Below are 23,520 nucleotides of genomic sequence, written 5' to 3'. Positions count from 1 at the left end.
AAGCTCACCAAAAGAGCCCGCCACACTCAGACGCGACACAACGCCGCCCCACAGCTCACGCTGCGCCGAAGCCCGCTCCTAACTTAACGGCATTGACATCGAGCCATCAATCGATGTCCTCTGATAGAAACCGAATAAAGTAGATCGGACTGAGTGGTACTCGTCCGATAAGGGGTCTAACCCCAGGACATCTCGCCTAGCTGCTTCGGGGCAGCTATCCGGGGTCGAGACGTCCAAATTGGCAAGCCAGAGTTGCCCTGGCCGCGAGATCGCACCTGCAGCAGCCCAAACCGGGCGGCTGGAGACCCGGACTTGTCGCCAGGAGTGGGACTGGTGTGAACGTGCTCATCGTGGGGATCATCTGCTTCACGTTCATCACTCTCGTGTGGCTTGCGTTCAAAAACGACCGCCCCATCTCTGTAAAGCTCTGGATCTTCACGCTCATCTCGCCGCGCCGGAACGACTGGACCTTGCATCCACCGTCGAGCGAGAAGAATTCGCCACCGACTCAGGCAACTGAGAAGATCAACTAGACGTCCTGATTGTGCGGAATCCGCAAGAAATATGCGGAGTAGTACCGGTTTTCAGTGAGCCTTTTTTGTTCACTCGACTGGCCTATAGTCAACATCAACTCATCTCCGCTTAGCTGCGACTGGCAAACCAGTACGTCGGGGTATTTTAGAGGGGGAAGTAGCTCGATGAAGTTCGTTCGTTCATGCGTAGCATTGCTGTTTGCTCTTGCGTTGACAGTGACAACCACCTCCACGGCCCTGGCCCTCGACCCGCCGAAACGTCCGAACTGTGGCGACACGGTTTACTTGGTCGACATGAATTCAGGACTGAACACTGCCAAGTTTCGCATTGTGGGGGTCGGCCTTTCTAAATGGCTCGGATCTGGCGGTGGGACTCTCCACTTCTCCGCGACGGCGGGCGGAAAGTCGACGTTTTTCCGAACCGGAGCATCGGGATTTGACGGGGCACGGTCGGGCTTGATCGTGATCAACGGTGCCAGCCACGTAGCGGTTCATGCTTGGTTGGACAACGCTTCCGGCGCTACCAAGTGCGAGAAATATATGTCGTTTTGACCGGCGAAGTGAGACGCGGAGGAACTTGTCTCGCCTTGCGGCGCAGGAAGCCGACGTTACACTGGGGCGGTGAGCATGTCGTCGATCGTTAATACGGTGCAGGTGGCCAGCGCGTTGAGCGCTCCAATCACCGTCAGGCTCAGTCACTGCCCTATGGCGTTCGACCTGAAGCCCAGTGAGTCATTCGAGGTTGCAGAGAGAACTCCACCAGAGGGGTATGTCGAGATTGTCTTCGACAGCTACGAAGGACGCCCGATACTGTGGGTGCATGGTTGGGAGTTCGGTGACACGGAAATCGCAGTAAACGGTGTCCCGCAGGATGTGCCACCGTGCACGCGAAACAACAAGCCGGATTTTCGCTTGAAGGGTTGGCCATCCGGTCGGCCTGAAGCTGCTCCTTCGGCCGGTATCTACGTTTGTGACGAGCGAACCGAAGATGACAACCGGATCGACGTCTATGACTCCGGGGTTGTGACTTCGCACGTGAGTCCACCGAAGCAGCCGATTTGGTACTCGGGAACGGGCATCGACGGCAGCCCGCCCAAGCTGGTTCTACACGACGATGGAGTACGGATCATCGGAGCGCATGGCCACGTAATCGCTGACGGTGGTTAAGTGCGTTAGCGAGTGCTCCACCTCCAAGCCAGAGAGCCCCTCGGTCAGGGTCGAGGGGCTCTCTGGCGCGAGGATGAAACCTCCACCGCGCGGTTTCATCGCCATTTCCTGCTGGGGTTCCGCCACGCCGCCTAGCTAGATGGGTCACGTATCAGGTTCCTTGGTGACAACGCGAGAGCGTGCTTCACGTACCCAGAGCACAACGTCCAAGCTTCTCAGCAAGCTGATGTCCGTGATCCCGCCGGCCTCGTCCCGCATGTCCCGCAGGCCGTCGACCCGCCGTGGGTCACCGTCGAACCACATCTAAAGGCAAGCCCAGAAGCTGCTTGGCGTACCGAGCAGCTTCTGGGCTTGCTGTCGTAGACCGGTAGTAGCTGCGGTCGCTTACGCGAGCAACTTGCTCGCCGTCACCCAGCGGTCCGTTCCGCCACACCGTCGCAGAAGCTCATGCAGCTCCGATGCCGGCGAACCGGGTGCATACACCGTCCACGCTGCCTCATGCATGTCGACGTCAACCGGCAGCTGCGCAAGCAGCTCGGTGATCTCGTTGGCATGGGTGACCATGGTGGCGGAGGAGGCGACGTCGGGCAGCCGGTCCGAGATGCTCAAGAAGGTGAGCGACAAGACGTCGGCGCTAGTGATGCAGTCCCGCACCTGGGGGAGATCGCCACCGCCGTCCAGACGATCGAACCCGCGGCCGGTATAGAGTCGCCCTGCAGCCGCGTCCTCGTTGAAGTATTCGCGCAGAACACGGAGCGAGCCGTCCCGACCTCCGCCCAGCACGAGGAAGTCCAGCAACTCGTGCTGGCCGCGGTACAACGTCGGATCCGGCGCCTGCTGGACGGTGGTCACAGGGTCCGGTCACTTGCCCTGCGAGCTGCCCACTGCACCAACTCCTCTTCCACCGAACGCGGCCCGTCCCGGGCAGATTCGTCGGAGACAACGTCATCGTCGTGGTCGTGGCGTCCTTGCCAAAGAGCGGTCGCGCCACTCGCGAGCGCTGCAAGCAGCCAAACCGCCGCCAGGATTCCTGCCCACGTCGCTCCCGTCGATAGGGCGAGTTAGAGCTGGACGATCGCCACAGCGGCATAGGCGACGGCCAAGCCGCGCCAACTGTGCTGGTCATACATCCGAACTTCAACACCCCCGCCATCTCGACCAGCGGCTACCTCGGCGGCATGGCACTGGCCATGCTGACCGGCCGCACCCCCGGCCTGTTCGACGACACGCTCGGCCTGCGCCCCATCCCCGACACCAGCGTCGTGCTCGCCGACGCCCGCGACCTCGACCCCGCCGAGCGCGACGCCCTCACCACCAGCCACGTCCGCCGGGTGCCCGCCGACCCCGCCGCGATCACCGCAGCCCTCGACCGGCTCGGCCCGGTCCCCGTCTACCTCCACCTCGACATCGACGTCATCGACGACGCCCAACTGCCCGGCGCCCGCTTCCCCTCCGGCCCCGGCCCCTCCCTCACCCAGATCGAAGAATGCCTGGCCGCCGCCCGCGCCACCGCCGACATCGCCGCCGCCCACATCGCCTGCGCCTGGCCCCCCGAAAACGTCAGCCACCAGACCATCACCCGCCTCACCACAGCACTCGGCGCCAACCTGACCTGGCACCAACCCGCCAACAGCTGACCTGTTTCCGGCAGCCGGCAAGTGAAAGCGGGCGGCACACTGACGACCATCGAGATCATCCAGCCAGACGGCCTGGACACCCCGGAGACCTACAGTCACGTCGTCATCGCCACGGGCAGCCGCATGGTGTTCGTCGCCGGGCAGATGTCCGACGACCCCATGGCGACCTGATCCACCCCGAGGATCTGGCAGCGCAGCTCAGCAGGTCTTCGCCAACCTCGGTCTTGCCCTCACCACCGCGGATGTGCGACCGGATCAGGTCACCAAGATCACGATCTACGTGGTCGGGCACCGCAGGGAGTACCTATTCACCGTCCTAATCGGACAGACTCAAGACGTCGTCGCCAATCGCCTGGCCGTCCGGCCGATTTGAGCTCGGGAGGAACAGCGGATACGAAGGCGTGAGGTTGAGGACGTTGCCGAAGCACGGCGGTGTGATTGACGCCGAGGTGGTCGCCGATCTCGTGCACCGTCGCGCCGGACCGGTAGTCGGTGATCAACTGCGGCGGAAGAAGATCGAGATCATGACCGTGCGGACATGGCAACCAGCGAGATGAGTCCGCACGGACCGCGATGTGACGATGAGGGCCCGAAACGCGGCGGTGTACCGAAGAACGACAAGCCGTTGGACGAGACCGTCGAGGCGGTGGCCAGCGCCGGGTTCTTACCTCTGGGGACGGCAGCATGACATCGACGCGACAACAGCTCATCGACCGGCTCACCCGGCGATTCGACTACCACGATCCCGAATACACCCCCGACATCGCGGAAATCGTCAACCGTGAGATCGGGAAGAACGAGGGTGTCACCTATTCCGAGGCGCATGGGGGCATGTGGATCCTGTCCCGTTACGAGCACGTCAAAGCGGCTTTCAAGGACCACGAGACGTACAGCTCCGGCAGTGGCGTCTTCTTCCCTCGTGCGGCGGGGACGCCGAAATTCTCGCCGATCGACTTCGACCCGCCGGAGCATCGCGCTCGCCGTAAGCTGATGTCCCCGCCGCTGCAACAGGAAAAAGTGCGGAATCTAGAGTCCGCCGTCGTCGAACTCACCGCCCGCATGATCGAGCCGATGGCCGATCGTGGGGATGGGGATTTCACCGGCGAGGTGTCGAAGCCGCTCGCGATCGGTGTGCTCGCGATCGCGCTCGGGTTGTCGGAGGCGGCACAGCACCAGATCCGGGAACTCACCACCACGCTGTGGGCGCGGCTTTCGAAGAACCCCGACATGGCCGATTTCTGGTCGGAGTTCCGTCAGCTGGTGTCGGAAGAAGTCCGGCGGGCGACAGAAGAGCCGGGCGATTCCTACCTGTCGCGGTTGGCCAGGCTCGAAGTGAACGGCGAGCCGCTCACCGAGGAGACCCTTCAGTCGATCATCGTCTCGTATTGCATCGCCGGTCATGAGACCACGATGAACACGATCAGCCGGATGTTGTGGTACCTCGGGGGAAATCCCCACCTCCAGGAACGACTCAAAGCCGAACCGGACCTCATGCCGGTCGCGGCCGACGAGACCCTGCGCCGCTGGTGCCCCACCGATCGGTTCACCCGCGTCACCACCCGCGACGTGACGATCGCCGGAACCGCCATCCCCCGCGGCTCCCGGGTGGTCTTCCTCCTGGACGCGGCGAATCGTGATCCAGGGAAGTTCCCCGACCCGGACACCTTCTCCCTCGACCGCGGGAATTCGCACCAGCACCTCAGTTTCGGGTTCGGCATCCACCATTGCATGGGCGCGCACCTGGCGAGACTGGAGCTCAGGACCGTCTTGGGCGAACTGGCCCGGCATCCCGTCTACCACCTCACCGAAGAACCGGCCCGCCACTTCGAAAACGGCAGGCACATCGTGTTCGAACAGGTCCTGGTCAAATTCGAAACCAGCTAAAGGGGAAACAAGTGGAAACTCGACCCGCCCTCGACGGTCTGGTCCGGCTGACCAGTGGCCTGTGGGCTTCGCAGACGCTGGTCGCCGCCGAAGACCTCGGCCTGTTCACCTTTCTGTCCGGCGGAAGCGCGACCGCGGCCGAGGTCGCCGCGGGGACCGGGATCGCCGAACGGCCGTCGGAGATCCTGCTCACCGCGTGCGCCGCACTCGACCTGCTGGAGACCGACGGCGGCCGCTTCCGCAACACGCCGGTCGCCGAGGCTTACCTGGTCAGGGGAAAGCCGGACTACTTCGGCGACTACATCAGGATGCTCGCCCAGTACGCCACTCCCGGCTGGATGCGGGTCACCGAAGCGGTGCGGGCGAACCGGCCGTCCAGGCTGCTTTCCGGTGAGCAGCAGGAGATCTTCGAGGAGCAAGCACGGCCGAAGATCTTCTGGGACGGCCTGTACCCGCTTTCCGCCGGTACCGCTCGGGTACTCGCGGCCGAGGTCGATTTCGGCGAGACGTCCAGCCTGCTCGATGTCGGCGGCGGAGGCGGTGCCTTCGCGATCGAATTGTGCCGGCGCTATCCCGGCCTGCACACCACGATCTTCGACCTGCCCTTCGTCTGCGAGTACACCACGGACAGAGTCGAGGAATCGAAACTGTCCGATCGGATCAGCCTGCGCGCCGGTGACTTCCTTCAGGACGCGGAACTGCCGCCGGGTCACGACGCGATCTTGCTCTCCATGATCCTGCACGACTGGGACGCGGACAGTAACGCCTCGCTGCTGGCCAAATGTCATCGCGCGCTGCCGAGCGGCGGGCGGCTGATCGTGTCCGAGTTGCTGGTCGATGACGACAAGTCCGGTCCGGCCGACGCGGCGCTGATGAGCATGGCCATGCTGGTCGGGACCTGGGGACGCAACTACACGGCCGCCGAGTACCACGAATGGCTGCGTGTCGCGGGCTTCGAAGACATCCGCACGGTGCGGTTCCGGGCGCCGGGAGCCAATGGGGCGATCACGGCCAGAAAGCCCTGAGGGCGCCGGTAGGCCTCAAGCCCGGAAGTGCCGCGAAGGCCTCCTTCCCTACTTTCAAGGTAGGGAAGGAGGCCTTCACGGCATCCGGGTCAGGCGGCTTCGGGTTCCCGCAGGATCTCCGTGACGTGCGCGGAGAGTGCGGCGACCGTCGGCTTCGCCCACAGGATCGTCGGCGGCAGATCGAGCCCGAAACGGCGGCTCAACCGGACACGGAGACCGACGGTCATCACCGAGTCGACACCCAGCTCGACCAGCGGGCGCCGGAGGTCGACGTCTTCGGCGGCCAGGTTCAGCTCGGCACCGACCTGCTCCCGGACCTCCTTGGTGATCAGCTCGTGAGCCTCTTCCTCCGGCAGGCTCGACCAGTCGACGTCCACCCCGTTGTCGGCTTCGCCCGCCTCGGCGTCGATGGCGGCCAGATCCCGGAACATCGGAACCCGCGTGGTGCGCGCCGGCAGCGGCAGAACCCGCAGAACCGCCTGGTACGGCGTGTCGTATCGCTCGGCGAACGCCCAGGCGCGGAACGCCTCGGACGCGGTGATCGCTTCGAGGCCGCGGGCGTTGGCTTCGAACATGGTACTGGCGATGCTTTCCGACATCCCGACACCGAGCCACGACGTCCAGCCGATGCTGGTGGTCTCGGTGTGGCCACCGGCGTTGCGGTGCGCGGCCAGCGCGTCGAGGAACGAGTTCGCCGCCGCGTAGGCGGTCTGCCCGGTGAGCCGGGCGAACTGGCCACAGGAGGAGAACAGGACGAAGAAGTCCAGCGTCCCCGGCGGGAACTGCCGGTGCAGCACCATCCCGCCCCGTGCCTTCGGGGCGAGTACGTCACGCAGGCCGTCCAGGTCGACCTTGTCCATCAGCGCGTCGTTGACGACACCGGCGGCGTGGATGACACCGCGAATGGGCGGGAGACCGTGTGCTGCCGGGTCGAGCGCCCTGGCGACGTCGTCTTCGTCGGTGATGTCCACCGAGACCGCGCGGACCGTGACCCCCGCCGCCTCGAGGGTGAGCACACTGTCGATCTGGTGCCGCGTCTGCGGGTCCGTGACGCCTTCCCATTCCGCACGGGGCGGCAGTCCACGCCGTCCCGCCAGCAGGAGGCGACGGGCACCGCGGTCGGCGAGCCACTGCGCGACCTCGAGGCCCAGACCGCCGAGACCGCCGGTGATCAGGTAGGTGCCGGTGGCCCGGCATGGGAGGCTGGACCCGTCCGACGGTCGCTCGATGGTGGTCAAGCGGGCGACCTCGGTGGCGCCGCCGGTCAGCGAAATGACGTCTTCGGTGCCGCCCGCGTGCCGGAACAGCTCGAGCAGCCGCTCGGCGGTGTCCTCGCCCACCTCGTCGACGTCGATCGCGCCACCCCACAGTTCCGGGCGTTCACCGGCGGCGATCCGCGCGATACCCCAGAGTGGCCCGTGCGCGAGCGCTGCCTCGTCCCCGGCCTCGCGCACGCCCCGCGAAAGTGCCCAGACCTGCTGCGCTGGGAACTCGTCGCCGGCGATCGACGCGATCTCACCGATCCGCTGAACGGTCCGGATCACCGCCCAGCTCGCCCGTTCGGTCGCGGTTTCGAGCGTTTCGCCTTCGCGGATGAGTGAGGGCGCGATCAGGACCGCGCCCGGCTCCGACAGCAGCTGCTCGCTGAAATCGGCGGTGCAGTCGCAGTCCCGCGGCTGGTCGACGTGCGGATTCGGTTCGCAGACCCGCGTCGTCGGCACGCCGAGCGCTTCGAACCGCGCGGCGAGGGCGCCGGTCAGCGAGGGGTCACCCACCAGGAGGATCTGTCGCAGGTCGTGACTGGTTTCCGGGAGCTCCAACGGTTTCCAGGTGATCTCGTGCACGAGATCACGCGGGCCCGCCGCGGCTGCGCCGAGATGTTCCACCGCCGCGAACCGCAGTCCGGTGACCTCGCAGACGATCCGGCCGGTTTCGTCGGCGACCAGCACGTCGGTGGTGTCCTGCGGGGACCGCGGCGACCGGCGGCTGTGCACCACGATCTTCGCGGGCGGGACGCCGTCGAAGACGACCTTTTCGATCGACCTCGACATCCACAGCACCGGGGCGTCCTCGGGGGTCACCACGACCGCGCTGATGGTCAGCGCGCCGTCGATCACGTGCGCCCAGCTGGCCGCGCGCGGGGCGCCGGGTTCGATGGTCATCACCGCGAGCTGTTCGGAGTCCGTGCGACGCAGTTCGTCGAGGTCCCACGGGAACGCGTACCCACCGACACCCATCCGGCGGAACATGGTGTCGACCTTCTCCCACGACCACTCCGGCAGCCGGTCGCGAAGATCCGCGGTGTCGATCGTGCCGTCGGTGACGCGCACGCCGGGTTCGATCGCGGCCGTGGTGTGGGTGATCCACTCCTGTTCCTCACCGGCGCCGCCGTCTTCGGCGAGGCGGGTGGAAAGCCGGAGGGTGTTCTCCGAAGACACGATCTGCACGACCCGCGGCGGGACGACGGAAAGCGGTGTGCGCAGCACGATGTCGGTGATCGCCGCCTGCTTGCCGTCGCGGACCGCCGCTTCGGCGAACGTGTTGATGATCGACGCCGCCGGGGTGATCTCGACCCCGACCACCTCGTGACTGAGCGGATACGGACGGCAGTCCATGTCCAGATAGGTCTGCCACACCACCCTCGCGGGCGACCCGCTGACGGCCATTTTCCCGCCGAGCAGGCTGTGCTTCTCCGGATCGTGCCCGCCACCGACGCCGTTCGAGCCGACGGCCTCGTCGCCGAAGATCCAATAAGGACGGTGCTGCCAGGCCACGGGCGGGAGAGCGAGCAGCGGAGCGTCCGGATGCTCGGCCGTCCAGTCGAAATCCGCGCCGTCGCAGTGCAGCTCGGCGAAGTTCGTCAGCAAGGTGCTGACCTCGTCCTGGTTGCGCCGCATGGTGAAGGCGACCTTCGCCTCCTCGACGCCGAGGTGGTCGAGCGTCTCCTTGATCGAGTGGGTGACCACGGGATGCGACGACACTTCGAGGAACAACCGGTAGCCGTCCTCGATCGCCGTCGTCACGGCCTCCGCGCAACGGACCGGCTGCCGGAGGTTCGCCACCCAGTAATCGGTGTCACGGAGAGCGGCCGAACGGGCGTCGGCGAGCGCCGTGCTGTAAAGCGGGACGGCGGGGGTGCGCGGGGTCAGCTCGGCGGCCGCGGCGGCCACAGCCTCGACGACCTCGTCGACGTGCGCGCTGTGGAAGGCGATGTCCGTGTCGACCGTCCAGATCCCGATCCCGTCCGCCTTCCATTCCCCGGCGAGCAGTTCGACCTCGGCGTGATCGCCGGAGATGACGGTCGAACCGGGGCTGGCGGAGATGGCGGCTTCGACGCCGGAGCGTCCGGCCAGACGCCGCTCGACCTCGTCGAACGCCAGCCCCACCATGGCCATCCCGCCACGGCCGGCGAGCGGCTGCAGTGCCGCCGCTCGGCGGCAGGCGAACCGGGCCGCTTCCTGGACATCCAGCGCGCCGGCAGCGACCGCTGCCGCGATCTCGCCGACGGAGTGACCGAGTACCGCGGCAGGCTCGGCGCCGTGACGGCGCCAGACCGCGGCGAGACCGATCTGGATCGCGAAGGTCATCGCCTGGACGTGCGAAGCACTCCACGGCCCACCGTCCACAATGGCCTCACGCGGGGTCCAGCCGAGTTCGGCGCGGAACACGTCGGCGAGGGAATCGATCGCTTCGGCGAAAACCGGTTCCTCGACGAGCAGCTGCCTGCCCATACCGGACCACTGCGCGCCATGACCGGAGAACACCCAGACGACCTTGCCGTCCGCGGCCGAAGGCACCCGTCCCTTGACGACGCCGGGCGCGGGCCGCCCGTCGGCGAGCGCGCGCAACCGCTCGGTGAGTTCGGCGGTGGATTCCGCCACGACCGCCGCGCGCTGCGCGAGGTGCGAGCGCCGCCGGGAGAGCGTGCTCCCGATCGCGGCGAGGGAAACGCCGGGGTTCGCCGCCAGCCAGTCCGCCGTGGTCGCGGCGAGCGCCCGCACTCCCCCGTCGGAAGCCGCGGACAGCGGGAACACCGACGTGCCCAGTTCCGCGGTGGCGCCCTTCAGCGCCTCGGGCACGGCGACCGGCGCCTCCTTCAGGATGACGTGGGCGATCGAACCACCGACGCCATAGCTGGAAACACCGGCGATCCGCGGCTGTTCGCCACGCGGCCACGCCTGACGGCCGTCCACGAGCCGCAACCCGGAACCGGCCCAGTCGAACTCGGGGTTCGGCTCGTCGTGCAGGCTCGGCGGGATTTCTTCGTTGCGCAGGGCGAGAATCGCCTTGATCACCCCGGCGATCCCGGAACCCGCCTCCACGTGCCCGATGTTCGGCTTCACCGAACCGATCAGGCACGGATCGTCGATCCGGTTCTCGCCGCCGAACACCGCCGCCAGTGCGAGGGCCTCCTCCCGGTCCCCGACCGGGGTTCCGGTGCCGTGGGCCTCGACGTAGCCGACCGACTCCGGCGCGATCCCGGCCCGGCGGTAGGCCTGGCGCAACATGTGTTCCTGCGCTTCGCCGTTCGGCGCCATCATGCCGTCGGACTTGCCGTCCTGGAACACTCCGCTGCCCGCCACGATCGCCAGCACCTGGTCACCGTCGCGGCGCGCGTCCGACAGTCGTTTGAGGACGACGACGCCGGCACCTTCGCCACGGCCGTACCCGTCGGCGTTCTTGTCGAACGCCTTGGACTTGCCGTCCGGTGCCAGTGCCCCGGCGGCTTCGAGCGCGATGTTGAGCGTGGGGCTCGCCATGATGTTGACGCCGCCGACGATCGCGACCGGGGTTTCGCCGATCCTCAGGCTCTGGCAGGCGAGGTGCAACGCGGTGAGCGAGCCCGCGCACGCGGTGTCGACGGCGAGGCTCGGTCCCCGCAGATCGAGGAAATACGAGATACGGTTGGCGATGCCGTAGTAGGTCGTACCGTTGACCGCGTAGGCGCCTGTGCGGCCGACGTCTTCCAGCAGCCGTCGCCCGTAGTCGTTGGAGTTCGCGGCGACGAAGACACCGGTTTCGGTACCGCGCAGGAGATGCGGCGGCAACCCGGCGCTGACCAGCGCCTCCCAGGCCAGCTCCAGCACGATGCGCTGCTGCGGGTCGAGGAAATCGGCTTCACGCGGGGAAATACCGAAGAAGTCGGCGTCGAATCCCTCGATGTCGTCGAGGAAAGCGCCCTTGCGGGTGGTCTTCCGGAGGATGTTGGTCGCCTGTGGACTGGCGGCCGCGTAAGACGACCATCTTTTCTCCGGCATCTCGCGCACGGAATCGCGTCCGTCGACAAGGAACTCCCACAACCTGTCCGGAGAGTCGAGGTCAGGGGCGAACCGGCAGCTCATGCCGACGACGGCCACCGCGTCTGTGAATTGCACGTCCTGGCTCAAGTCCCTGCTCCTCTTCGCATTACGACCCGGTCGCGTTGGCATCGCCTGCGGAGCGCGGGCTCGTTCACCACAGCCGGGAACTCCGACCGGACCATCTTTTGCCGCCGCCGTCCGCGCTGGCATCTCCTGCTTTGCCCGCACCCCCTCGGCGGCGCCGGGCGGTGGTCTCCCCGCATTCGAGAAGAGGGTCTGGGCAGGTCAGGGCCCTTATCGTTCGGTCAAATCGAGTCGCCGCAAGCGTATGGAGGACCGGCATGCCGCACAGAAGTGCCGAAGGAACCGTTCCCTGGCCGCCGGATTTCGCCGCCAGGTACATCGCGCAGGGTTATTGGGAAGGCAGGCCGCTCGCTTCGTACCTGCGCTCGGCGGCGACCGCGACGCCGGACGCGGTCTGCTTGGTCGACCGCGGTCTGCGGCTGACCTACGGTGAACTGCTGTCCCTCGCGGATGGTGCGGCAGCGAGGATGCGCGAACTGGGGCTGCGCCAGGACGACCGGGTGGTGCTCCAGTTGCCGAACTGCTGGGAGTTCGTCGTCATCATGGTGGCGTGCCTCCGGCTCGGTGTCCTCCCGGTGCTGGCGTTGCAGGGCCACCGGAAGCAGGAGATCGCGACGGTCACCGAACACGCCGGCGCGCGGGCGATCATCACCGCCGGTGTGGTCAAGGGGTTCGATCACCAGGCCCTGGCGCACGAGGTCGCGAGGGAATCGGAGACCTGTGAACACGTTCTGGTGACCGCGGACAAGCTTCAGGCGGGAAGCCTGAACCTCCGCGCGTTCCTGCGTCCGCTCGAGGACGACGTCTTCGAACCCGCGGAGCCGGACGGCACGGACGTCGCGCTCTTCCTGCTGTCCGGTGGGACCACCGGCGCGCCGAAACTCATCGCCCGCACCCACAACGACTTCGCCTACCTCGTCAAGCGGGCCGCGGAGATCTGCGGAATCGGGCGCGACACGGTCTATCTGGCGGTCCTGCCGCTCGGGCACGGTTTCCCGATGACGTGGGTGCTCGCCTCGCTGTTCGCCGGCGGCAGGGTGGTCGTCACCGGCTCGCCGACCCCCAAGCGGAATTTTCCGCTGATCGAAGCGGAAGGGGTCACGATGACCTCGCTCGTCCCGGCGATCGCCCAGCGCTGGCTGGAACACCGGGCCGTCGACTCCACCCACGACCTCGGCTCACTGGACCTGATGCAGGTGTCCGGGTCCCGGCTCCCGGACGAGATCGCCGGCCGGATCGGCCCCGTGCTCGGCTGCACGCTGCAGAACGGCTACGGCATGGGCGAAGGGTTGATGTGCCTCACCCGCCGAGGAGATCCGGCCGAGGTCATCTGCCGGACGCAAGGCAGACCGCTCTGCCCGGACGACGAACTGATGCTGGTCGGGGAAGACGGTGAACCGGTCGCCGACGGCGAGCCGGGCATTCTGTTCACCCGTGGCCCGTACACCATTCGCGGTTACTACCGGGCGGAAGAGCGGAACGCGACGGCCTTCCGGAACGGCTGGTACAACACCGGCGACATCGTGCGCATGCGGCCGGACGGGAACCTCGTCGTCGAGGGACGGGAGAAGGACGTCATCAACCGCGGAGGCGAGAAAATCTCCGCCGAGGAGATCGAAAACTTCGCATACCAGGCCGGGGCGAGCCTCGCCGCGGCGGTCGCCATGCCGGACGCGGATCTCGGCGAGCGGATCTGCCTCTACAGCACCGGAAAGAGGCTCGATCTCGACCGGTTGCGCGAGCTGATGGAAGCCGCGGGCGTGGCGACGTTCAAGTTCCCCGAGCGGCTGGTCCACGTCGCGTCGCTGCCGATGACGGCGGTCGGGAAGGTCGACAAGAAGGCGTTGCGCGCCGACATCGCCGCCCGGATCGAAGCCGAGCGAGTAGCGGCCGAACGACGGGCGAGTTGAAGAAAGGGAGCGTCCCCGCATGGATGGCGGGGACGCTCCCTCAGCTGGGAAGGCCGTGAAGGCCTCCTTGAGGGACTCTGAGTCCCTCAAGGAGGCCTTCACGGACCTCACTTGTCGCGAGGAGTGTTCTGATAGGCGGCGAGGCGCCATTCGCCGCCGTCGCGGACGACGGTCCACGAGGCGCGGATCGCGTTGTGGTCGGCGACCTCGGACTCTCCCTTGTACAACACGCCGCCCTGTGTCAGGAGTACCGCGGAGTCAGCCGAAAGGAACCGCAGGCTGAGCGGCTTCCCCGTCACCTGCGTGTCCTTGTAGTTGGTGGCGTAGGCGTCCTTGAGGAACTTCCGGATCGCCTCCCTGCCGTCGGCGTAGCTGCCGGCGAGGATCATCGTGCCGTCTTCGGTGAAGACGTCGGCGAAGGCGTCGGCGTCGTGGTACGCCCAGGCGGCGATCACCTTCTGCGTGAGCGCCGCGATGGCCGCCTTGTCCGCGTCGGTGACCTTGACGGTTTCAGTGGTCGTCATCAGGACTCTTCCCTTTCGTGGCCGGTCTCGGGCTTCGGCGGATCTCAGATGTAGAGGGTGTTCGGCTCGAGCCCGCACAGCACGCGGCCGTACAGCTCGTTGTTGGTGTCGGGGTGCATGAGCGCGTGCAGGTTGACCGCCTGGATGTCACGGGCGATGCGCTGGATCGGGACATCGGAGAAGATCGAAGATCCGCCGCTGGCGTTGGCGAAGATGTCGATGGCCTCCTTGCTCCGCCGCACCGTCGCACCCATGTCGGCCCGCGCCTGTACCCGCTCCTCGAGCTTCCACTCGGTACCGTCCGCCGCCTTGCCGTCGACGAGCGCCGCCAGCCGTGTCGCGTGGAATTCGGCTTCGTCGAGCTTCAGCGTCGCGTCGGCGACCTGGTGGTGGGTCAGCGGCGCTTCACGCTGGCTGTCGTAGGCGGTGTAGGTGATCTTTCGGTTCGGCAAGCGCTTCAGGAAGGACTCCTTCGCGGCGCGGCCGAGCCCGATGACACTGCCGACCGACGACGCGGCGGCGACCGGCAGCAGGGGTGCGCGGAAGATCTCCAGCCCGGCGTTGGTCACCGACGAGTACTGGCCCTGCAGGACGGCGGGCAGGCTGATGATCCGCTCGGCCGGGATGAAAAGGTCCTTGGCGACCGTGCTGACACTGCCCGAACCACGCAGGCCGACCGTGTGCCAGTCGTCGACGATCAGCAGGTCCGTCAACGGGACCACGCCCATGACCGGATACGGCTCCGCGCCGTCCTCGACGAGGACGGCGATGACGACCTGCCAGTGCGCGTGACGCGCACCGCTGATGAAGCCCCACTTGCCGTTGACGACCACACCGCCCTCGGTGGGTGCCGCGATCGCCGTCGGGCTCAGCGTCCCGCACACCCGAATGTCGGGGCGGGCGAACACCTCGTCCTGCACCGCGTCCGGGAAGAGGCCGGTCATCCAGCTGGTGATCCAGCTGACCCCGGTCGTCCACGCTGCGGAACCCTCGGCACGGCCGAGCTCCGCGGCCACCTCGACGAGAGTTCGAGTGTCGGCTTCGAAACCGCCGTAGCGCTTGGGGACCCTCAGCCGGAACAGGCCGGCCTCGGTGATGGCTTCGATCGTCTCGTCGTGCAGGCGGCGGTTTTCTTCCGTCCACGCCGCGTGCTTCCGGAGTGTGGGCACCAGATCGGTGGCCCGCTGGACGAGCTGTTCGCGAGTCGGGCTCTCGGTGGTCGACACCATTTCCTCCAAGCTGTGGAACCGAGGTTGGCTGGTAGCGGGAGGACACCGGTCCTCGCGTGAACCTGTTCCGACGATCCCAGTACCGCCCCGCGGCCGCGTCTCCCTGATTGCGGCAGCTTTGAGGACGTGGGTCACCGGCTGCCGGAGTCACCATGTTCCTGCCGGAAAGGCCTTACGCCACACCGGTTTCCGAGATGCCCCGACCAGAGGAGAACGACACCATGGTGATCGTTATGACGCCGGACGCCACCGAAGAGGAGGTCGAGGCGATCGTCACCCAAGTGGAATCCGCCGGCGGCGAGGCCTTTGTCAGCCGCGGGGTGAGCAGGACGATCATCGGGCTGATCGGCGACGTCGACCAATTCGAGACGCTGAACCTCGCCAGCCGCCCCGGAGTCGCCAAGGTGACGAGGATTTCGGCAAAGTACAAGCTGGTCAGCCGGGAGCACCGGCCGGAGGGCAGGTCGACCGTCGAGGTCGGCGGGGTCCCGATCGGTCCGCATACGGTGACCCTGATCGCCGGGCCGTGCGCGGTGGAATCGGCGGAGCAGACCCTCGAGGCGGCCGTGATGGCCAAGGACGCCGGGGCGACGCTGCTGCGGGGCGGCGCGTTCAAACCGAGGACGTCGCCGTACGCGTTCCAGGGGCTGGGGGAACGCGGACTCCGCATCCTGGCGGACGTCCGGGCGGAGACGGGGCTCCCGGTGGTCACCGAGGTCGTCGCGCCGCAAGACGTCGACATGGTCGCCGAATACGCCGACATGCTGCAGATCGGGACCCGCAACATGCAGAATTTCGCGCTGTTGCAGGCAGCGGGGCTGGCGGGCAAACCGGTGCTGCTCAAACGCGGTATGAATTCGACCATCGAAGAATGGCTGATGGCCGCCGAATACATCGCACAGCGCGGCTGCCTCGACATCGTCCTGTGCGAACGCGGGATCCGTACCTTCGAGACCTCGACCCGCAACACGCTGGACGTCTCCGCGGTGCCGGTGGTCCAGCACCTTTCGCATCTGCCCGTGATGATCGACCCGTCGCATTCCGGCGGTCGCCGTGATCTGGTGCTGCCGCTGAGCCGCGCCGCGATCGCGGTGGGATCCGACGGGGTGCTCGTGGATGTGCACCCGCGTCCGGAAGAGGCGCTGTGCGATGGGCCGCAGGCCCTGATGGCCGAGGATCTGCGGGAACTTTCGGGGGCGGTCCACGCGCTGGCCACGTTGATGGACCGGCGGCCGTCGGCGGCGCCCCGGCGCTATCTGCGCGCCAGCTGAGCCGACCGGCCGAGAGCCGTTCCGTTGAGGGAAAGTCAAACGTGGCGTGGGGCCGGTGTCGCTCCTGCGTACGCGTTCTCTTGGTAGCGAAGGCCTCCTTGCCTACTCTGACGGTAGTGAAGGAGGCTTTCGCTACCGTCGGATGTGATCCTTGGTGACGGTGGGACGGCTGCGACCTCGGCGGCCGGTCGTGAAGTGTCGGAGCTTGATCAACGGAGGATCGGGGACACTCAACGTCCCGGATCCTCCGTTGATCAAGGCGAACAAGTGTCCCTTATGGACAGCCAGTCTCGGCCGAGACACGACATGTTTGCCCTACCCCTTCAACGGAACGGCTCTCGGCCGGTTCTATCAACGCACGCGGGGCCGTCAGGTGAGGCGGACGGGCAACGTCCGGTGGCCGTTCATGATGAACGTCGGCAGCGGGCGGAGTTCACCGGGTTCGACCGCGAGGGAGAGACCGGGGAACCGTTCGAACAAAGTGGACAGACCGATCGTCGCGACGGCACGGGCGATTCCCGCGCCGAGGCAGAAGTGCGGGCCGTGCCCGAACGAGAGATGCTCCTTGTTCTCCCTGGTGATGTCGAACTCGCCGGCGGTGTCCCCGTGGACCTCCGGATCCCGCCCGATCGCGCTGTAGTTGACCAGGATCGCGTCACCACGGGGAATCGTGACCCCGTCGAGTTCGATGTCCTCCACCGCGTACCGCAGGGGCAGATGCGCGAGCGGCGACTCGACCCGCAGGGTCTCGTCGATGACCTCGTCCCAGGAGATCTCCCCGCTGGTCACCAATGCCCGCTGTTCGGGATGGGTGAGCAGTGCGGTGATGGCGTTGTCGAAGAAGTTGATCGTGGTCTCCGAACCGGCGCCCAGGATGGCGAAAATGGTGTCGGTCAATTCCTCTTCGGACAGTCGTGAACCGTCCTCGTCCCGCGCGGCGATCAGATCGCTGGTGATGTCTTCGGCGGGCTCTTCCCGTTTGGCCGCGATCAGTTCGGCCATCGCGCCGCGCCAGCCCGCCAGCACCGACTGCGCCTGTTCGGGGGTGACGGTGGTGTCGACCATCATGTCGATCACCTTGGCGGTCTTCACCCTGGCGTCGTCCGACATCCCGATCAGGTCGGCGACCAGCATCGCGGGCAGCGGGTAGGCGAACCGCTCGCGCAGGTCGACGATCTCCCCGGCGGGTACCGCTTCCAGCGCGGCGATCAGTCCCCGCGTGAGTTCGGTGATCCTCGGTTTGATGGCTTCGGTGCGGCGACGGGTGAACGCGCTCCCGACCAGTTTGCGCAACCGGACGTGGTCCTTGCCGTACGCGGTCACCATGTTGTCCATCGCGATCCAGCTGATCATTTCCCAATCCGGCGGGATCTGCCCGTTGATGAAGGCGGGCCAATGGTTCCTGGCGCTCTTCGTGACGCGCGGGTCCGACAGCACTCGTTTGATCACCGAATGGCTGTTGAGCGACCAGACCACGACCCCGCCGGGAAGCTCGACCTGGGTCGCCGGCCCCTGCTTGCGCAACGCGGCGGCTTCACCGTGGATGTCGGCCCCGGTGACATCTAGCGCGACTGGGCAACGGTTCTCCATGAAAATCTCCCTCGAGGACTCCATAGGCACTGAAAGACGACTCCGGTGGCCGACCGGTTGGACGAGTCAGTTCCGCGGGAAGGAGATCCTCGTGGACTACCTCGCTGTCGTGGATCGTAAGTGAGGAAACCCTTGTGTTTGAAGACTTTCAGCGAGCATACGGAGCACTCGGCACGTTCGAAGACCTGCGCCGTGAGGAACGCCCGGCGAGGGCGTGTGAAACGGGTGGCGGCCGCCGGGAAACGCTCACGGGTTCCGTGGTCGTCGCCGCGTGAACTGGCGTGCCTGACTGCAACCAAGGTAGCGAAGGCCTCCTTCCCTACCTTCAGGGTAAGCAAGGGGACCTTCACGGCAACGAGGCGATCACTCATGTCGGAACATCGCTGACCGCCCGACGCAGGAACCCTGTCCTAGCCGGGGAGCCGAGCGGGTTCGGGCACCGGGAAACAGTTCGCGAATTCGGTCACCGCCGCGAGGTCGCCCTCCACCGTGACGTCTCCGCCGTCGATGGCGTGATCGAGCCCGCGGCCTTCGAAGACCACCGCCCGCAACGCCTCCACCGAAGCGGTCACCACCGCGTCCGGCCGGTCCGAAGTGCCGTATCCGATCTCGAGGGTCCCAGCAACGACCTGGGCGCGCACCGCGTGCTGTCCGAGGTACAGCTGGCAGTCCACTTCGAGTCCGCCCGCCGAGACCGGATCGAACATCGTGCGCATCGCCAGCACCAGTGCATCGAGGGACAGCGGGGCGCGTTCCGGCATGAGCGGCGACCTGGCCGCCCAGCGGCCGAGTGCCAGCAGGGCGGGTTCGAGCTCGGCTCCCCATTCGGTCAGTTCGTACACGGTGGACGCCGCGGGTGGCGGCAGGGTGCGCCGTCTCAGGATGCCCGTCTGCTCCAGTTCGCGCAGCCGCTGGGCGAGCATGGTCGGGCTCGAGCCCGGCAGACCGGCCCGGAGGTCGGTGAACCGTTTGGGACCCAGGAGCAACTCGCGCACGATCAGCAACGCCCATCGTGACCCGACCAGGTCGAGCGCGTGCGCGGTGCCGCATCCGTCGAAGTATTCGCGTGTGACCACCACGGTTTCACTATAACCACACCATCGAGTAGCGTCACCGTAGTTGATAGTCAGTTTTCCGTACTTTACGATACGGTTATCTTCAGAACCGACCAAGGGAGAGCGATCGTGAGCACCGTCATCTCGGCGGATGGAACCGCCATAGCCCGCACCCGCATCGGGCAAGGGCCACAGGTCGTACTGGTCGACGGCGCGCTTTGCCACCGCGGAGCCGGTCCGCTCACCGGAGTGGCGGAGGAACTGAGCACGCGGTTCACCGTCACCACCTACGACCGCCGGGGCCGAGGGGAAAGTGACGGCGCCGGCGCCGTCGCCGACGCCGCGCTCGAACGGGAACTCGAGGATCTCGCCGCGGTGATCGCCGACACCGGCGGCCCGGTGGCGTTGTTCGGCATGTCGTCGGGCGGGGCGCTGGCCCTGCGGGCGGCGGCGACCGGCCAGCCGGTGACCGCGGTCGCCGCCTACGAACCGCCCTTCTACCCGAGCGACGAACAGCAGGAAAGCGCACGCCGCTATTACGAAGAACTCATCGGGCTGATCGCCACCGACCGCTCCGGCGACGCCGTCGCGCTGTTCCTGGAACGGATCGGCTCACCGCGGGAGATGATCGACCAGATGCGTGAGTCCCCGATGTGGTCCGGCCTGACCGCCGTCGCGCCGACGCTGGCCCACGACTCGGCGATCATGCGTGACGCCGAACTCGGCTCCGCCGTTCCCGCCGATTGTCTGTCCACAGTGGATGTCCCAGCACTCGTGCTGTACGGCGCCGAAAGTCCCGGCTGGATGCTCGACGGCGCACAGGAGGCGGCCAAGGCCCTGCCGCGCGGTGAGCAGCGGACACTGGACGGCCAGAACCACGACGTTTCCCCGGCCGCGCTCGCTCCCGTGCTCGCCGACTACTTCTCCCGCAACGGCTGACGTCCCGCCTTTCGCCGGTGCGCGACCCTGATCGCGTTGAAGAGCGCCAGCAAGGTCAACGTGGCGAAGACGCCGATCGTGATGGGGATCAGAACGCCGGGCGTACTGCCGGTGATCCCGCCGATCACGAGCGGGGAAAGCACGCTGCCGAGCATGCCGCAGCCGAGGATGGCGGCGTTCGTCGACTGTGCCGAGGACGGCGCGATCCTGGCCAGCCACGCCATCACCATCGGGAGCACCGGGCCGAGCGCGAACCCGGCGAGGCTGTAGCTGAACGGTGCCAAGACCGGTGACGTGGCGCTGAAGAGGGCGAGGACGGCGAACCCCGTGCAGACGAGCACCACGCGCGGCGGTGACATCCGGACGGTCAGCACGGGAATCACGAGACGGCCCAGTGTCGAACCCGCCCAGAAGCCCGCGTCGATCTGCGCGGCCGCGGACACCGAATACCCGACGCCGACGAGATAGGTGCTCTGCCAGGCGGAAATGCCGGTCTCGGTCGAGGCGTACACGAGTCCGATGGCGGCGAAGGCCACCAGGATCGGGAGGCCGCGGCGCAACCGTCCACCTGGGACGGCGTCATCGTCGGACCCGTCCGGGTCGGCCAGCAGGAAGGCGCAGTCCCGCACCTGCCAGCACAACAGGATGAGCACTCCGATCGCCGAGAACACGAAAGGCAGGTTCGACGGCCCGACCGTTCCGATCAGGAGCGGACCGCCGACGGCGCCGACCCCGAAGACGGCGTTGAGGATGCTCAGCTTGATGGCGCTGCGGTCCCCGAAACCCTTCGCGAAAGCCGTGTTCAGCAACACCACGAGACCACCGAACCCGGTACCCGCGATCAGCGCCGTGATCAGCAGCATCGCCCACGAAGTGGCCAGCCCCATCAGTACCGCGGCACTGCCGATTACGAGCACCAGGACGGTGATCGACCGGCGCGGCGGCAGCCGACGGCCGGCGATCCCGAAGAGCAGGGTCGACAGCAGCGAGCCGCCGTTGAAAACGCTGATGAGTTCGCTTCCCGAGGCCGGACCGAGCTGATAGGCCACCCGCAGCTGCGGCAAGGCCGCGCCGAGGCCGGCGAACAGCGCGCCGAGCAGGACGAACAAGGCGTAGGCCAGCAAGGTCTGCCGGAGGCCCGGCCCCGGAGTGCCCGGCGGGCTGGCCGGCGGGGTCGGGCTTGCCTGCTCGCCGATGATCAGATTGCTCACGACCTGGCCTCCTGTGCCGAGTGCGCTCTCGCGTCGATCCACTGAGCCTTTTCATCCGCGGGCAGGCTCACTGCACCGCCCAGCGTCAGCCACCCGGGGAAGGGGCCTTCTCCGAAAGCGCCGACTTCGCCGACGACATGAAAAATTCACGTCGACGCGGTGGCTCGATCACTGGCTGTGACCACGTCCGGAACAGCACACTGAACGCGTTCGTGTGCGCTGGATGCGTGAGCCGACGAGGAGGCGTGTGCCGATGTCCGGATCCCGGCGATCGCCGGCACGGTCTGACGGCGCGAGCGGCTCGCAACCCAGAAGACGTTCTCCACTGTGGCCCGGTGAAAGCCTGGAAAAAGCTCCGGTGGTGGGTCTTTCGGTCACCACCCGATTCACGGATTGGAGACTTCGATGACCGTCGCGTCCATCCAGGAGGCCTTCTCGGCCCGCGCACGAGCCCACCCCGACGCCGTCGCGGTGCGGTCCGGCGACACGGCCGTCACCTACGCTGAACTGGACGCACGGGCCGCACGGCTGGCCGGCAGGCTCCGCGCCCTCGGCGTCACCGCCGAAACCCCGGTGGCCGTGCTGATGGACCGGTCGCCCGATCTCATCGTCGCCCTGCTCGCCGTGCTCAAGGCGGGCGGCGCCTACCTGCCGTTGCACAGCGCCTACCCGCTCGACCGGATGCAGTGGATCGTCGACGACATCGGCGCCGGGATCCTGCTCACCGACACGGCGATGAGCGGCGGCGAGCTGCCCCTCACCGACGAGCTCATCGTGGTCGACCGGGAACCGGCGGGAGGACGACCCGGCGAAGCCCCGCTTCCCGGCGCGGACGAAGACCGGCTGGCCTATGTCATCTACACCTCGGGATCGACGGGCAGGCCGAAGGGCGTCGAAGTCACCCATCGTTCCGTGCTGAGCCTTCTCGGCGATTCCTGCTGGGATTCCTCGGTCCACGGACGGGTACTGATGGTCGCGCCCTACGCGTTCGGCGTGTCCACCTTCGAGGTCTGGGGACCGCTGCTGCGCGGCGGTGAGGTCGTGCTCGCCCCGCCGGGGACCTTCGATCTCCAGGCGGTGCGGCGGATCCTCGCCGCGGACGTCGTCACCTCGGTGCATCTGACCGCGGGTCTTTTCCGTGTGGTCGCCGAAGAAGCGCCGGAATCGCTGGCCACGGTCAAGGAGGTGATGACCGGCGGGGACGTCGTCTCGGCGACCGCTGTCCGGCGGGTGCTCGAAGCATGCCCCGGGATCAGGGTGCGAATCATGTACGGCCAGACCGAAACGACGTTGTTCTCCACCTACGCCACCTTCGACGCCCCGGAGGAGGTCACCGGGACGGTCCCGATCGGCCGCCCGATGGACGACACCCGGACCTACGTCCTCGACGGCGACCTGCGGCCCGTTCCCGACGGCGAGATCGGCGAGCTGTACGTGGCGGGCGCCGGAGTCGCGCGCGGCTACGCGGGCCGCCCCGACCTCACCGCCGAACGTTTCCTGGACGATCCGTTCGGTGCCCCGGGCGAGCGCATGTTCCGTACCGGGGATCTGGTCCGCGTCGGCGAGGGCGGCGGATTGGAGTTCTCCGGACGGACCGACAGCCAGGTGAAGATCCGCGGTTTCCGGGTCGAGCTCTCGGAAATCGAGGCCGCGCTCGGCAGGCACGCCGGCGTGGCCCACGCCCTCGTCGTCGGCGCCCGCGAGAACGGCGAGCGCAGGCTGGCCGCCTATGTCGTCCCCGGCCCCGGCGGGGTGGATCTGGCCGAGCTTCGCGCTCATGTCGCCGAAACGTTGCCGGACTACATGGTTCCTTCGTCGTTCCAGGCACTCGACGCGCTGCCCGTGACGGCGAACGGGAAGATCGACCGGGCCGCCCTGCCGGAACCGGTATTCGGTGCGGACAACGGATACCGGGCGCCGCGCAACCCGGTCGAAGAGACGCTGTGCGGCATCTTCGCCAAAGTGCTCGGCACCGAACGTGTCGGCCTCGACGACAGCTTCTTCGACAACGGAGGCCAGTCCCTGCACGCCGCCCGGCTCGTCCTGCGGATCGAAGGCGAGCTCGGCGTCCGCGTCACGGTCGCGGAACTCTTCGACCTCCCGACGGTCGCACTGCTCGCCAAACACGTGGCCGAGCTGACGGCCGAAGACCAATGACGGG

General features: G+C 67.1%; 17 protein-coding genes. 10 read left to right on the top strand and 7 right to left on the bottom strand.

What is annotated here, in order from left to right:
- The first annotated feature begins 335 nt into the window (after window positions 1-335).
- Together ACZ7KI_RS21160 and ACZ7KI_RS21155 are read left to right on the top strand one after the other, a co-directional pair.
- Entirely contained in the window at window positions 336-533 is a 198-nt protein-coding gene (locus ACZ7KI_RS21160) for a hypothetical protein (protein WP_470274810.1), read from the top strand.
- 621 nt (window positions 534-1,154) lie between these two features.
- Window positions 1,155-1,700 (top strand): hypothetical protein, encoded by a 546-nt coding sequence (locus ACZ7KI_RS21155; RefSeq protein ID WP_470274809.1) that lies wholly within the window; start codon window positions 1,155-1,157, stop codon window positions 1,698-1,700.
- Between the two features lie 384 nt (window positions 1,701-2,084).
- Here ACZ7KI_RS21155 and ACZ7KI_RS21150 read toward each other — a convergent pair whose 3' ends face one another.
- Entirely contained in the window at window positions 2,085-2,552 is a 468-nt protein-coding gene (locus ACZ7KI_RS21150; protein WP_470274808.1) for a DUF6308 family protein, read from the bottom strand.
- A 263-nt stretch (window positions 2,553-2,815) separates the two neighbouring features.
- On the opposite strand from ACZ7KI_RS21150, the gene ACZ7KI_RS21145 reads away from it, so the two are divergent.
- From ACZ7KI_RS21145 to ACZ7KI_RS21130, 4 genes are all read left to right on the top strand, one after another.
- Window positions 2,816-3,337, top strand: a complete 522-nt coding sequence (locus ACZ7KI_RS21145; RefSeq protein WP_470274807.1) for an arginase family protein — start codon at window positions 2,816-2,818, stop codon at window positions 3,335-3,337.
- 21 nt (window positions 3,338-3,358) lie between these two features.
- On the top strand, window positions 3,359-3,508 hold the full coding sequence (locus ACZ7KI_RS21140) for a hypothetical protein (RefSeq protein ID WP_470274806.1): 150 nt from the start codon (window positions 3,359-3,361) through the stop codon (window positions 3,506-3,508).
- Between the two features lie 513 nt (window positions 3,509-4,021).
- On the top strand, window positions 4,022-5,221 hold the full coding sequence (locus ACZ7KI_RS21135; RefSeq protein WP_470274805.1) for a cytochrome P450: 1,200 nt from the start codon (window positions 4,022-4,024) through the stop codon (window positions 5,219-5,221).
- 11 nt (window positions 5,222-5,232) lie between these two features.
- The gene (locus tag ACZ7KI_RS21130; protein WP_470274804.1) at window positions 5,233-6,246 is read left to right on the top strand and encodes a methyltransferase; all 1,014 of its coding nucleotides are present in this window, start codon (window positions 5,233-5,235) and stop codon (window positions 6,244-6,246) included.
- 89 nt (window positions 6,247-6,335) lie between these two features.
- Here the strand turns inward: ACZ7KI_RS21130 and ACZ7KI_RS21125 are convergent, their stop codons facing one another.
- The gene (locus tag ACZ7KI_RS21125) at window positions 6,336-11,633 is read right to left on the bottom strand and encodes a type I polyketide synthase (RefSeq protein WP_470274803.1); all 5,298 of its coding nucleotides are present in this window, start codon (window positions 11,631-11,633) and stop codon (window positions 6,336-6,338) included.
- Between the two features lie 254 nt (window positions 11,634-11,887).
- On the opposite strand from ACZ7KI_RS21125, the gene ACZ7KI_RS21120 reads away from it, so the two are divergent.
- Window positions 11,888-13,540, top strand: coding sequence for a (2,3-dihydroxybenzoyl)adenylate synthase (locus ACZ7KI_RS21120; RefSeq protein ID WP_470274802.1), 1,653 nt, complete (start codon window positions 11,888-11,890; stop codon window positions 13,538-13,540).
- 107 nt (window positions 13,541-13,647) lie between these two features.
- Here the strand turns inward: ACZ7KI_RS21120 and ACZ7KI_RS21115 are convergent, their stop codons facing one another.
- Together ACZ7KI_RS21115 and ACZ7KI_RS21110 are read right to left on the bottom strand one after the other, a co-directional pair.
- Complete coding sequence (locus ACZ7KI_RS21115; protein ID WP_465502616.1) at window positions 13,648-14,064, bottom strand: SgcJ/EcaC family oxidoreductase; 417 nt, start codon at window positions 14,062-14,064, stop codon at window positions 13,648-13,650.
- Between the two features lie 44 nt (window positions 14,065-14,108).
- Window positions 14,109-15,290 (bottom strand): acyl-CoA dehydrogenase family protein, encoded by a 1,182-nt coding sequence (locus tag ACZ7KI_RS21110; RefSeq protein ID WP_470274817.1) that lies wholly within the window; start codon window positions 15,288-15,290, stop codon window positions 14,109-14,111.
- 224 nt (window positions 15,291-15,514) lie between these two features.
- On the opposite strand from ACZ7KI_RS21110, the gene aroF reads away from it, so the two are divergent.
- Window positions 15,515-16,564: a 3-deoxy-7-phosphoheptulonate synthase gene (gene aroF, locus ACZ7KI_RS21105; protein ID WP_470274801.1), complete on the top strand. Its 1,050-nt coding sequence runs from the start codon at window positions 15,515-15,517 to the stop codon at window positions 16,562-16,564.
- Window positions 16,565-16,933: 369 nt separating this feature from the next.
- Here the strand turns inward: aroF and ACZ7KI_RS21100 are convergent, their stop codons facing one another.
- Together ACZ7KI_RS21100 and ACZ7KI_RS21095 are read right to left on the bottom strand one after the other, a co-directional pair.
- Window positions 16,934-18,154 (bottom strand): cytochrome P450 family protein, encoded by a 1,221-nt coding sequence (locus ACZ7KI_RS21100; RefSeq protein WP_470274800.1) that lies wholly within the window; start codon window positions 18,152-18,154, stop codon window positions 16,934-16,936.
- Window positions 18,155-18,564: 410 nt separating this feature from the next.
- Window positions 18,565-19,233, bottom strand: a complete 669-nt coding sequence (locus ACZ7KI_RS21095) for a winged helix-turn-helix transcriptional regulator (protein WP_470274799.1) — start codon at window positions 19,231-19,233, stop codon at window positions 18,565-18,567.
- A 105-nt stretch (window positions 19,234-19,338) separates the two neighbouring features.
- On the opposite strand from ACZ7KI_RS21095, the gene ACZ7KI_RS21090 reads away from it, so the two are divergent.
- Complete coding sequence (locus ACZ7KI_RS21090) at window positions 19,339-20,148, top strand: alpha/beta fold hydrolase (protein ID WP_470274798.1); 810 nt, start codon at window positions 19,339-19,341, stop codon at window positions 20,146-20,148.
- Here ACZ7KI_RS21090 and ACZ7KI_RS21085 read toward each other — a convergent pair.
- On the bottom strand, window positions 20,127-21,359 hold the full coding sequence (locus ACZ7KI_RS21085; RefSeq protein WP_470274797.1) for an MFS transporter: 1,233 nt from the start codon (window positions 21,357-21,359) through the stop codon (window positions 20,127-20,129). The genes ACZ7KI_RS21090 and ACZ7KI_RS21085 overlap by 22 nt on opposite strands.
- Window positions 21,360-21,764: 405 nt before the next feature.
- Here ACZ7KI_RS21085 and ACZ7KI_RS21080 point away from each other — a divergent pair, with 405 nt between their 5' ends.
- The gene (locus ACZ7KI_RS21080; RefSeq protein WP_470274796.1) at window positions 21,765-23,516 is read left to right on the top strand and encodes an amino acid adenylation domain-containing protein; all 1,752 of its coding nucleotides are present in this window, start codon (window positions 21,765-21,767) and stop codon (window positions 23,514-23,516) included.
- The last annotated feature ends 4 nt before the right edge of the window (window positions 23,517-23,520 follow it).

Source organism: Amycolatopsis sp. NPDC039088 (assembly GCF_055598845.1).
The sequence above is the reverse complement of the archived record's forward strand: the minus strand, read 5'-3'. Positions and strand labels throughout refer to the sequence as shown.